The sequence below is a fragment of the Pseudomonas gingeri genome, from assembly GCF_013385425.1.
GTDB lineage: Bacteria > Pseudomonadota > Gammaproteobacteria > Pseudomonadales > Pseudomonadaceae > Aquipseudomonas > Aquipseudomonas gingeri_D.
The window spans coordinates 113646-124703 of record NZ_JACAQA010000020.1 but is presented as its reverse complement, the minus strand read 5'-3'; the positions used below and the strand labels follow the sequence as shown (position 1 = coordinate 124703).

At 62.4% G+C, this 11058-nt stretch carries 11 protein-coding genes; 7 read left to right on the top strand and 4 right to left on the bottom strand.

Annotation, left to right across the window (positions count from 1 at the left end; translation table 11 throughout):
* Positions 1–324: 324 nt before the first annotated feature.
* Both rhtA and HX830_RS23600 read left to right on the top strand, forming a co-directional pair.
* On the top strand, positions 325–1212 hold the full coding sequence (gene rhtA / locus HX830_RS23605; RefSeq protein ID WP_103494776.1) for a threonine/homoserine exporter RhtA: 888 nt from the start codon (positions 325–327) through the stop codon (positions 1210–1212).
* A 166-nt stretch (positions 1213–1378) separates the two neighbouring features.
* Positions 1379–1702: a hypothetical protein gene (locus HX830_RS23600; RefSeq protein ID WP_177102943.1), complete on the top strand. Its 324-nt coding sequence runs from the start codon at positions 1379–1381 to the stop codon at positions 1700–1702.
* Here HX830_RS23600 and HX830_RS23595 read toward each other — a convergent pair.
* Positions 1674–2237: a TetR/AcrR family transcriptional regulator gene (locus tag HX830_RS23595; protein ID WP_177102941.1), complete on the bottom strand. Its 564-nt coding sequence runs from the start codon at positions 2235–2237 to the stop codon at positions 1674–1676. The genes HX830_RS23600 and HX830_RS23595 overlap by 29 nt on opposite strands.
* A gap of 92 nt (positions 2238–2329) precedes the next feature.
* Here HX830_RS23595 and HX830_RS23590 point away from each other — a divergent pair, with 92 nt between their 5' ends.
* Both HX830_RS23590 and HX830_RS23585 read left to right on the top strand, forming a co-directional pair.
* Positions 2330–3070 carry an SDR family oxidoreductase gene (locus HX830_RS23590; protein ID WP_152736899.1) on the top strand — a complete coding sequence of 247 codons (741 nt, stop codon included), beginning with the start codon at positions 2330–2332 and terminating at the stop codon, positions 3068–3070.
* A 39-nt stretch (positions 3071–3109) separates the two neighbouring features.
* Complete coding sequence (locus HX830_RS23585) at positions 3110–3706, top strand: 2-hydroxychromene-2-carboxylate isomerase (RefSeq protein ID WP_103494780.1); 597 nt, start codon at positions 3110–3112, stop codon at positions 3704–3706.
* Positions 3707–3711: 5 nt separating this feature from the next.
* Here HX830_RS23585 and HX830_RS23580 read toward each other — a convergent pair whose 3' ends face one another.
* Positions 3712–4710, bottom strand: a complete 999-nt coding sequence (locus tag HX830_RS23580) for a zinc-dependent alcohol dehydrogenase family protein (RefSeq protein WP_177102939.1) — start codon at positions 4708–4710, stop codon at positions 3712–3714.
* A gap of 101 nt (positions 4711–4811) precedes the next feature.
* Here HX830_RS23580 and HX830_RS23575 point away from each other — a divergent pair, with 101 nt between their 5' ends.
* Complete coding sequence (locus HX830_RS23575) at positions 4812–5711, top strand: LysR family transcriptional regulator (protein WP_177102937.1); 900 nt, start codon at positions 4812–4814, stop codon at positions 5709–5711.
* A 53-nt stretch (positions 5712–5764) separates the two neighbouring features.
* Here HX830_RS23575 and HX830_RS23570 read toward each other — a convergent pair whose 3' ends face one another.
* Together HX830_RS23570 and HX830_RS23565 are read right to left on the bottom strand one after the other, a co-directional pair.
* Positions 5765–7573 (bottom strand): aminopeptidase P family protein, encoded by a 1809-nt coding sequence (locus HX830_RS23570; RefSeq protein WP_177102935.1) that lies wholly within the window; start codon positions 7571–7573, stop codon positions 5765–5767.
* 46 nt (positions 7574–7619) lie between these two features.
* Positions 7620–8789, bottom strand: coding sequence for a cysteine desulfurase family protein (locus HX830_RS23565; protein WP_103494784.1), 1170 nt, complete (start codon positions 8787–8789; stop codon positions 7620–7622).
* A gap of 545 nt (positions 8790–9334) precedes the next feature.
* Between HX830_RS23565 and msuE the strand changes: the two genes are divergently transcribed.
* Together msuE and ssuD are read left to right on the top strand one after the other, a co-directional pair.
* Entirely contained in the window at positions 9335–9898 is a 564-nt protein-coding gene (gene msuE, locus HX830_RS23560; RefSeq protein ID WP_103494787.1) for an FMN reductase, read from the top strand.
* Between the two features lie 9 nt (positions 9899–9907).
* Positions 9908–11056, top strand: a complete 1149-nt coding sequence (gene ssuD / locus HX830_RS23555; protein ID WP_152736906.1) for an FMNH2-dependent alkanesulfonate monooxygenase — start codon at positions 9908–9910, stop codon at positions 11054–11056.
* Positions 11057–11058: the final 2 nt, after the last annotated feature.

The window sequence follows — 11058 nt, the reverse complement described above, 5'->3', positions numbered from 1 at the left end:
GCTTATTTTCACTTTTCTGTCATAAGGGCCAAAAACGCCGTAAACAATAAGGTCTGCGGCGTTAGTACTGACGTCTTCGCGGCGGTGCGGCGATCCGACAAGCCCTGCTCCTACAGGTTTGCGTCGTATACAAAATTGGGGAACGACAGAGGACTGTAGGAGCAGGGCTTGCCCGAGAAGAGGCCCTTAAGCCTTGCTCCACCTATATGAACACCACAGCCAGCGAGCCAACCCAACAAAGTGAGCAATATATTGCTCAATGATGCGTTGTTCCGCATCATATACACCTACCTCCCTTATATAGCCCCGGATGACACTCTCCCCATGACCCAGCAGTCCCGCAGCCTGGCCTCGACACTTTTCCCCGTCGGCCTGCTGCTTATCGCAATGGCCTCGATTCAATCCGGTGCCTCCCTGGCCAAAAGCATGTTCCCGATTGTCGGTGCCCAGGGCACCACAACCCTGCGCCTGGTATTTGCCAGCATCATCATGGTACTGGTCCTGCGCCCCTGGCGAGCCAAGTTCACCGCCAAATCCCTGCGCACCGTGATCATCTATGGCATTGCCCTGGGTGGCATGAACTTCCTCTTCTATATGTCCTTGAGAAGCGTGCCCCTGGGCATCGGCGTTGCCCTGGAGTTCACCGGCCCCCTGGCGGTGGCGATCTACGCCTCACGCCGGGCCATCGACTTTCTCTGGATTGCCCTGGCAGTCAGTGGCCTGCTGCTGTTGATCCCCACCGGCGCCGCCAGCGCCAGCCTTGATCTGCTCGGCGTCAGCTATGCACTGGGAGCGGGTGTCTGCTGGGCGCTGTATATCCTCTATGGCCAGAAAGCCGGCCACGATAATGGCGTTCAAACCGCCGCGCTCGGCGTGGTGATTGCCGCCCTGTTCATCGCCCCGATCGGTATCGTCCACGCCGGTGCCGCGCTGCTCACCCCAGCCCTGATCCCGGCGGCCATCGGCGTTGCCATCCTCTCCACCGCCCTGCCCTACAGCCTCGAGATGGTCGCCCTGACGCGCCTGCCCGCGCGCACCTTCGGCACCTTGATGAGCATCGAACCCTCCTTCGGCGCATTGTCCGGGATGCTGTTCCTCCACGAGTACCTGTCCGTTGCCCAGTGGCTCGCCATCGCCTGCATTATCTGCGCCTCCGTCGGCGCTACCCTGACCCTGCGCAAGGAGTCCGCACCGCCCGTCGCGGTCGATTGAAACAGAGTGTGAGCCAGCGCTGGTATTTACCGCTCAAATAGGACATGTTTACGCCTAACTCAATGCCAGCCTTGAATATTTTGGACAGGGGCATCAAGGAAGAATCAGGCGGCACGAAAAAAGCCAAACCGGACGGATTGATCCGGGGGCAGAGATAGGGAAGGTAATGAAACGCTTCTTGATAGTCCTGGCAGTACTTGCCGTCGCTGGCTGCGCCGCGACCTCGAAACCGATGAAATACGGCAAGCGTGGCGTCCATATCAACTGTTCCGGGCTGACATCCTCCTGGGAAAAGTGCTACACCAAAGCCGCCGACTCCTGCAGCGATAGCGGCTATAAAGTGCTGGCCAAATCCGGCGACGCCGTGGAAGACCCGGGTGATTACCCGTTCGGCCTCAACCCGGCCGGCTATACCAGCCGCAGCATGATCATCATCTGCAAAAAGCCCTCCGCGCTGAGCCCTAAACCGCCCCTGCCAGTTGCCGATTGATTTCATCATGGCTGGATCGCAACACCTGGCGCTGAATGTCCGGAGTCACCAGCATTCGCGCCACCACCAATGCCCCCACGCACTGGGACAGAATCGACCAGGCCTGGCTTTCGCTGCCCAGTGCTTGTGCCCAGCGCTGCTGTAACCGATAGATCCAGTCTTCGGCCTGCTGGCGCACCGCCAGATCCGCCCTCGCGATTTCCGCCCCCAGCGCGGGCAAGGCACAACCATTCTCCGGCTGCTCGACATGGCTCATGCTCAGGTAGAGCTTCAGGCAACGCTTGAGCTGCGCCTGATCGGGCTCCCCCTCCCCGCCCAGCCGCACCAGGCTCTGGCTCAATTCCCGCTCGACAATTGAACTGAACAATTCGTCCTTGGACGAGAAATGGCCATAGAACGCCCCGCCACTGAGGCCGATGGCTTTCATCAGGCCGTCGACGCCGACGCCCGCAAAACCTTCCCGTTTTGCCGACAGCGCGCTGCTTTCGAGCAACCGCTCACGGGTTTGCTGCTTGTGACTGAGGGAATAACGCATGGTGCCGTTCCTGTTGACCGCCTTGACGATGGGTGAATCGTAGCATAACGTTCGTTTAGTTAACGACCGTTTACTAAAAGAGCGATCCACACATGACTACTGCAACCCAGAACAAGAAAGTCGTATTGGTCGTCGGTGCCGGCGACGCTACGGGCGGTGCCATCGCCAAACGTTTTGCCGCCGAAGGGTTTATCGCCTGCGTCACGCGGCGCAGTGCCGACAAGTTGCAACCCTTGGTGGAGGCCATCCAGCAGGCCGGCGGCGAAGCCCATGGGTTTGCCTGCGATGCGCGCAAGGAAGAGGATGTTATCGCCCTGATCGAACAGATCGAGAGCCAGATCGGCCCGATCGAAGCATTCGTCTTTAATATCGGCGCCAATGTGCCCTGCAGCATCCTTGAAGAAACCGCGCGCAAGTACTTCAAGATCTGGGAAATGGCCTGCTTCTCAGGGTTCCTCAATGCCCGTGAAGTCGCCAAGCGCATGGTCACCCGCAAACGCGGCACTATCCTGTTCACTGGTGCCACCGCCGGCCTGCGTGGGGCCGCCGGTTTCGCCGCGTTTGCCGGCGCCAAGCACGGTATCCGGGCCTTGGCCCAGAGCATGGCGCGGGAGTTGGGCCCGCTGAATATTCATGTGGCCCATGTGGTGGTCGACGGAGCCATCGACACCGACTTTATCCGCAGCAACTTCCCGGAAAAGTACGCCCTCAAGGATCAGGACGGCATTCTCGACCCCGCCCATATCGCCGAGAATTATTGGTACCTGCACAGCCAGCCCCGCGATGCCTGGACCTTCGAGCTCGATCTGCGTCCCTGGAATGAACGCTGGTAAGCTCAAGCCCACGACAATAACAACAAGGATGCTTTATCCATGAAAAAAACCGTCGAGTTCTACTTTGACCTGGGTAGCCCGGCCGCCTACCTGGCGTACACCCAGTTGCCCGGCCTCTGTGAACAGACCGGCAGCCAGCTGGTTTATCAGCCAATGCTCCTGGGCGGCGTGTTCAAGGCCACGGGTAATGCCTCTCCGGCCGAGATACCGGCCAAGGGGCGCTATATGATCCAGGACCTGGGGCGCTATGCTCGTCGTTACGGCGTCGCCTTCCTCTACAACCCGCACTTTCCGATCAATACCCTGATGCTGATGCGCGCGACCACTGGCGTGCAGCTGCGCGACCCGGAACGTTTTGTCGAGTTCGTCGACACCCTCTATCACGCCCTCTGGGTCGACGGACGCAACCTGAACGACCCGACCACCGTCGCCCGGGTGTTGGCTGAAAAGGGTTTCGACCCGCAGCGGGTCCTCGCGCTAACCCAGGACGAAGAGGTCAAGGCCGTCCTCAAGGCCAAGACCGAGCAGGCCCTGCAGCGCGGCGTATTTGGCGCGCCGAGCCTGTTTGTCGGCGATCAGCTGTTCTTCGGCCAGGACCGCCTCGACTTCGTCCGCGAAGCCTTGCTCCAGGACTGAATAACCTAGATCTCGATCACCAACCGACCTTGCGCCGCGCCGCCGGCCAGCAAGGTATAAGCCTCCTCGGCGGTTTGCAGGGTAAACCGCCGGGGATCGAGCAAAGGCTTCAATTGACCGGCCTCGATCAAGCGTGCGGCCTGTGCCAGTATCTGCCCGTGATGCTCGCGGCCGTGGCCGGTGAGCAATGGCAGTAAGGTAAACACCCCGGAGTAAGTGGCCCCGCGAAAGGACAGCGGTGCCAGGCTGTGCTGTCCCCAGCCGAGGCAGCTCAGGACATGCCCGTGATAGATCCGCGCCGCTTGGAACGAAAGGTCCAGGGTTTCGCCGCCCACCGTGTCATAGACAATATCGAAGCCCTCGCCAGCGGTATGCTGCGTGACATATTCCTCCACGCCCTGCTGCCGATAATCGATAAAGGTCGCGCCAAAGTTCTCGATCTGAGCCTGTTGCGAGGCGGAGCCGGTGGCAAAGACCTTGGCGCCGAACGCCTTGGCAATCTGCACCGCCACATGGCCGACCCCACCTGCTCCGCCATGAATCAACACTGACTGATCGGCGCCTACCCGGGCGCGATCGACCAAGCCCTCCCAGGCGGTAATCAGCACCAATGGCAATGCCGCGGCCTCGCGCATGCTCAGGTTGGCCGGCTTGCGCGCCAACAGTCGAGCATCGACCGCGGCAAACTCGGCCAGCGAACCCTGGGCACCGCCGATCCCGGTGGCCAACCCGTACACCTCATCCCCCACCGCCCAGCCGCTGACACCTTCGCCCAGGGCTTCAACCACCCCGGCCAGGTCCATGCCCAGGATTGCCGGCAACGGTTGACGGGCATGACCGGCCTGGCCGGCGCGGATCTTGGCATCCAGCGGGTTGATGCCGCTGGCCTTGATACGGACCAGCACCTGACCCGCCGCGGGTGCGGGGCGGTCGATGGAAACCAGGCGCAACGGCGCATTGGCGGCGTCGACCAGCAGAGCGTTCATTTCAAGGGAGTGGGACATGTCGGCGATCTCGATCAGTGGAAGTGAGAGCGATCATGCGCCCCGCCACTCATGCCGATAAGACGCGTTATTGTTATAGTGATCATGCCCTTTTGGCATGAATGAGGCGTCCCGTGGATAAACTCAATGCAATGGCCATCTTTGTCCGGGTCGTCGAGCGCGGCAGTTTTTCCGCCGTGGCCCGGGAACTGCGGACCAGCCAGCCGACCATCAGCAAAATCCTCAAGGCCCTGGAGGTCGAACTGGGCGGCAAGCTGATCGCCCGCAGCACCCGCCAGTTGTCACTGACCGATGAAGGCCAGCGCTACTACGCGCAATGCCGGCAGATCCTCGCCGCCGTGGACAATGCCGAACACAGCTTTCAGTCGGGCCGGGAACAGGTCGCCGGCAGCCTGCGCATCGGCTCCTCGGTGAGTTTCGGGCGTTTGCAGATCGCCAGTCGGCTGCCGGACTTCCTCGCACGCTATCCGCAGTTGGAGATCGACCTGCAACTCAGCGACCAGAACCAGGACCTGGTCGAGGAAGGCCTGGATGTCAGCCTACGCATTGGCGAGTTGAACGACAGCAACCTGATCGCCCGGCGCATCGGCGATACCCGGCGGATCACCGTCGCCAGCGCCGCGTACCTGGCGCGCCGGGGCGAACCGCAAACCCCGGAACAACTGAGCGAGCACAACTGCCTGCAATTCAATCTGCTGAGCAGCCAGAACCTCTGGTACTACGAAAAGGACGGGCAGCGCTACAGCGTGCGGATCAAGGGCAATGCCCAGAGCAACAATTCGGAGGCGATTAGGGAAATGGTCCTGGGCGGGCTCGGCATTGCGCTGTCGCCGGTGTGGCTGTTTGCCGAGGATCTGCAGGCGGGGCGGGTTATGGCGATTCTGCCCGACTATCAGACCCAGTCGCTGCCGATTCATGCGGTGTTTCCGGCCAATCGGCGACAGTCCGCCAGGGTCAAGGCGTTTGTCGACTATATGAGCGAAGCCCTGCTGAGCGATTGAACACAGCGCGATCCATTGCGGGAGCCGGCAAGCCGGCTCCTACAAAACCGTGATCAGATCGCGACGGTACGGGTGTTCAACCACTCCAGTGCCGCGCCATCGAGCAACGGGCTCAAGCGCTCGCGCACTTCGGCGTGATAAGCGTTGAACCAGTCACGCTCTTCCTGCGTCAACAACGACGGTTCCAGGCAACGGGTATCGATCGGGCACAGGGTCAGGGTTTCGAACTTGAGGAATTCGCCGAACTCGCTCTTGCCCGCCTCACGGTTCAGCACCAGGTTTTCGATACGCACACCCCAACGGCCCGGACGGTAGGTCCCAGGCTCGATGGAGGTGATCATCCCCGGCTGCATGGCGGTCTGCGGGGCCGGAACCGCCTGATAGGCGATCACCTGCGGACCTTCGTGCACATTGAGGAAGTAACCGACGCCATGGCCGGTGCCATGCCCGTAATCCACGCTTTCGGCCCAGATCGGCGCCCGGGCGATAGGATCCAGCAGCGGCGAAAGAATGCCACGGGGAAACTGCGCCCGGGACAAGGCAATCACACCCTTCAGTACCCGAGTGCAATCGCGTTTCTGCTCAGCCGTCGGCGTGCCGACCGGCACCATCCGGGTGATGTCCGTGGTGCCGCCCAGGTATTGACCGCCGGAGTCGATCAGCAGCAGGCCGTCGCCCTCGATCAGCGCATGCTCCGCTTCAGTGGCGTGGTAGTGCGGCATCGCCCCATTGGAATTGAACGCGGCAATGGTATTGAAGCTCAGCGACACATAACCCGGACGCCGCGCCCGGGCTGCGCTCAGGCGTTCATCGATGGTCAGTTCGGTGACACGTTCACGGCCCAGCGCGGTTTCCAGCCAGGCAAAAAATTCGCACAGGGCCGCGCCATCCTGCTCCATGGCCTGACGGATATGCACCGCGTCATCCAGGCTCTTGCGGGACTTGGCCAAGGTCGTCGGGTTGAGCCCCTCGACCAACTTCACATCCTCGCCAAGGTTGTCCAGCAAACCGACCGTCACGCGCGCCGGATCGACCAGCAGGCCCGCTCCCGCCGGAATGCCGGCCAGCGCCGCGCCGATTTCGCTGTAGTCGCGCAAGGTCACGCCATCGGCCTTGAGCACCTGCACCAACTCGGCACTCACCTTGCCCAGGGACACGAACAGCGTGGCCTGCTCCTGGTTCACCAGGGCAAAGGACACGAACACCGGGTTGAAGGACACATCGGCGCCGCGCAGGTTGAACAACCAGGCGATATCATCCAGCGTGGCGATGAAATGCCAGTCGGCGCCACGGGTATTCAACTCCCGGCGCAACTGGGCGAGCTTCTCGCCACGGGAAACCGTCGCTTGCGGCGGCAGGTGCGGGTAGATGGGCTGGTCTGGCAGCACCTCGCGGTCTTCCCAGACCTGGTCGAGCAGATCGATGTCGGTGCGCAGCCGCGCGCCACGCGCCTGCAACTTGTCGCCCAGGGTTCGCGCCGAAGCCAAGGCCATGACGGCGCCATCCACCGCAACCACACCACCCGACGGCGACTGTTCGGCCAGCCAGTCCAACGGACCGGGTTGCCCCGGCAACAATTTCATCAGCTCGATACCGCTACCGGCCAACTCCTTGGTCGCCTGCTCCCAGTACCGGCTGTCAGCCCAGACGCCGGCAAACTCCGGCGTCACGATCAAGGTGCCGACCGAGCCATGGAAACCAGACAGCCACTGCCGGCCCTGCCAATAGGCCGGCAGGTATTCCGACAAGTGCGGATCGGCCGACGGCACCAGCAAGGCCTGCACGCCTTCACGGCGCATCAGTTCGCGGGTGCGTGCCAGACGCTGGGGAACGGTTCCTTGACTCGGGGTCTGCGTGCTCATCATGTCTCCTGCTAACCACTTATTATTCAATTATCATCCGGCACACTCACGGCTGGGCAATCGCCCAGAACGGTGCCGGTGCACTCAGGCTTGCCTTGATCGCCTTGGCGGCGCGGTCGATGTCCTGCTCAGAGGTAAAGCGCCCCAGGCTCAGGCGAATGGTCCGGCCGGCCAGGCGTGCATCGTGCCCCAGTGCCAGCAGCACATGGGACGGCGCCTGGCTCGCGGAGTTACAGGCCGACGTCGCCGAGTAGGCCAGGACCCGACCCAACGCCGCGCCGTCGAACTCGCCTTCGGCAAAGGTCAGACTCAGGGTATGGGGGATGCGTTCAGTCGGGCTGCCGTTCAGGCGCAGGCCCGGGACATCCGCCAGTTGCTCGAGCAAGCGCTGGCGCAGATGAGCGATGCTGGCGATTTCTTCTTCCAGGTGCTCGGTAGCCAGGGCAAAGGCACTGCCCATGCCGGCGATCTGATGGGTGGCCAGGGTGCCGGAGCGCAGGCCGCCTTCATGGCCGCCACCGTGGATCTGCGCGTGCAGCTTCTGCTGCGCGCGTGGGCCGACATACAAGGCACCGATGCCCTTGGGACCGTAGACCTTGTGGGCGGAAAACGACATCAGGTCCACCGGCAAGGCGGCCAGGTCGATTGCCACCTTGCCCGCGCCCTGGGCCGCGTCCACATGAAACAGCGCGCCCTGTTCACGGACCCGCTGGCCGATGGCCGCGATGTCATTGAGGGTACCCAGCTCATTGTTGACCAGCATCAGCGAGACCAGAAAGGTGTCCTCGCGCAGGACCTCACTGACCATCGCCGCGGTGATCAAGCCTTCGGCATTCGGCACCAGGTAGGTGACGGCGACACCGGCTTCCTGGAGTTGCCGGGCGGTATCGAGCACCGCCTTGTGCTCGATCTGGCTGGTGACCACATGGCCGCCGCTGACGCCACGGGCCTGGGCGACGCCCTTGAGGGCCAGGTTGTTCGATTCGGTGGCCCCGGAGGTCCAGACGATTTGCTCGGGGCTCGCCCCCACCAGGCTCGCCACCTGTTGCCGGGCCTGCTCGACCGTCTGCCGGGCGCGCTGGCCGAAGGCATGGGAGCTGGACGCCGGGTTGCCGAAATTACCGGAAAAGCCGAGACACTCGACCATCACCCGGATCACCCGCTCATCCACCGGCGTGGTGGCGGCATAGTCGAAATACAGAGGAAGTTCATTCATGGCAAAAAGACTCATAAAGCGTGTCCCGCGGATCGATCTCTTGCTGATCACCCACCCTGGTGGTTGGGCGGACAGCTATACCCGATGGAAAACGATTAAAGAAAGATAACTTTCATTAAAAGTGCGTAGGAACGCTCCCGACCTCAGCTTAACAGGCCACAAGCGCTTGTAGGAGCCCGGCTTGCCGGCGAAAAGACGTCCAGGCGCGCCCGATAAAACGCCCCTGTACCCGTATCTCGGGGCGAAAGGCCCGTCACGGCCCGTACACGCCCTCATATTCTATAAAGATCTATAAATATAAAAATACATTCGTTTACGGAATATTAGAAAGTCCTTACAACTGAGTGCATCCCTGTCGACTGTTGCCCGGGCAACTGTTCGCCCACCAACAGTCGATCAACAAAACAGTCCGCCAGCCAGCACCCGGCACCTCGCTTACCCCGCCAGGTGCCTGCAAACAGGGGATCTGGGCGCTTGGTACAGCTCTTGCTGATGCCCTGTCACTGACCCTGCTCGCTGAGCAACTGTTTGAAAAGGAACTGATCATGTCTCGCGCACTGAAAGTCGTTGCCCTGTCCGGCGGTACCTACCGCCCTTCCCGCACCCTGGTGCTGACCCAGGCCATACTGGCCGAACTGACGCAGCAACTGCCCATCGAAAGCCACCTGATCGAGCTGGGCGATATCGCCCGCCCCCTAGGCTCGGCGCTGTCCCGCAGCGAACTGAGCGCCGAGGTTGAAGCCGAACTGCAGGCCATTGAGAACGCCGACCTGCTGATCGTCGCCGCGCCGGTCTATCGCGGTTCCTATCCGGGCCTGCTCAAGCACCTGTTCGACCTGATCGACCTCAACGCCCTGATCGACACCCCGGTGCTGCTGGCCGCCACCGGCGGCAGCGAACGCCATGCCCTGGTCCTCGATCACCAGTTGCGCCCGCTGTTCAGTTTCTTCCAGGCCCTGACCCTGCCCATCGGCGTCTACGCCACCGAGGCCGACTTCGCCAACTACCAGATCACCAGTGAGCCCTTGAGGGCGCGCATCCGCCTGGCTGCCGACCGCGCCACCGCCTTGTTCGGCGTGCACGCCAAACCCCTGCTGAAAATCGCCTGAGGCACTGTCATGGATGTTTTCTGGTTTCTCCCGACCCACGGCGATGGCCATTACCTGGGCACCACCCAGGGCGCGCGCCCGGTCACCCTCAACTACCTGAAACAAGTGGCCCAGGCCGCAGACAACCTCGGCTACCACGGCGTGCTGATTCCCACCGGACGCTCCTGCGAGGACTCCTGGGTCATCGCCTCGGCCCTGGTGCCGTTGACCGAACGCCTGCGTTACCTGGTGGCGATCCGTCCCGGGATCATCTCGCCGACGGTCTCGGCACGCATGGCCGCGACCCTCGACCGCTTGTCCAACGGCCGCTTGCTGATCAACGTGGTGACCGGCGGCGATCCCGACGAGAACCGTGGCGACGGCAGCTTTCTCGACCATGGCGAACGCTACGAAGTGACCGACGAATTCCTCCAGATCTGGCGCCGGGTATTGCAAGGCGAGGCGGTGGACTTCGAAGGCAAGCACCTGCGGGTGCAGAACGCCAAGGCGCTCTACCCGCCGGTACAGAAACCTTACCCGCCGCTGTATTTCGGCGGTTCGTCCGACGCCGCCCACGACCTGGCCGCCGATCAGGTCGATGTCTACCTGACCTGGGGTGAACCGCCGGCCGCCGTGGCGGCGAAGCTGGCCGATGTGCGTGAGCGCGCCGCCCGCAAGGGTCGCACCGTGCGCTTCGGCATTCGCCTGCATGTCATCGTCCGGGAAACTGCGGAAGACGCTTGGAAAGCCGCGGACAAACTGATCGAACATATCAGTGACGAAACCATCGCCGCCGCGCAGAAATCCTTCTCGCGTTTCGACTCCGAAGGCCAGCGGCGTATGGCGGCATTGCATGACGGACGGCGTGACAACCTGGAAATCGCGCCGAACCTGTGGGCCGGTGTCGGCCTGGTCCGTGGCGGTGCCGGGACGGCCCTGGTCGGCAATCCACAGCAGGTGGCCGAGCGCATCAAGGAATACGCCGACCTGGGGATCGAGAGCTTCATCTTCTCCGGCTACCCGCACCTGGAAGAAGCCTATCGCTTCGCCGAGCTGGTGTTCCCGTTGCTGCCCGAGCCCTACGCCAGCCTGGCCGGGCGCGGCATCACCAACCTGACCGGGCCGTTTGGCGAAATGATCGCCAACGATGTGTTGCCAACCCAAGCCACAGGATCCTGAAC

Coding starts and splice junctions, on each gene's coding strand:
- HX830_RS23595 (WP_177102941.1), bottom strand. CDS start 2,237: ATGCGTTATTCCCTCAGTCACAAGCAGCAAACCCGTGAGCGGTTGCTC.
- HX830_RS23580 (WP_177102939.1), bottom strand. CDS start 4,710: ATGTCCCACTCCCTTGAAATGAACGCTCTGCTGGTCGACGCCGCCAAT.
- HX830_RS23585 (WP_103494780.1), top strand. CDS start 3,110: ATGAAAAAAACCGTCGAGTTCTACTTTGACCTGGGTAGCCCGGCCGCC.
- HX830_RS23565 (WP_103494784.1), bottom strand. CDS start 8,789: ATGAATGAACTTCCTCTGTATTTCGACTATGCCGCCACCACGCCGGTG.
- HX830_RS23575 (WP_177102937.1), top strand. CDS start 4,812: ATGAGGCGTCCCGTGGATAAACTCAATGCAATGGCCATCTTTGTCCGG.
- HX830_RS23600 (WP_177102943.1), top strand. CDS start 1,379: ATGAAACGCTTCTTGATAGTCCTGGCAGTACTTGCCGTCGCTGGCTGC.
- msuE (WP_103494787.1), top strand. CDS start 9,335: ATGTCTCGCGCACTGAAAGTCGTTGCCCTGTCCGGCGGTACCTACCGC.
- HX830_RS23590 (WP_152736899.1), top strand. CDS start 2,330: ATGACTACTGCAACCCAGAACAAGAAAGTCGTATTGGTCGTCGGTGCC.
- rhtA (WP_103494776.1), top strand. CDS start 325: ATGACCCAGCAGTCCCGCAGCCTGGCCTCGACACTTTTCCCCGTCGGC.
- HX830_RS23570 (WP_177102935.1), bottom strand. CDS start 7,573: ATGAGCACGCAGACCCCGAGTCAAGGAACCGTTCCCCAGCGTCTGGCA.
- ssuD (WP_152736906.1), top strand. CDS start 9,908: ATGGATGTTTTCTGGTTTCTCCCGACCCACGGCGATGGCCATTACCTG.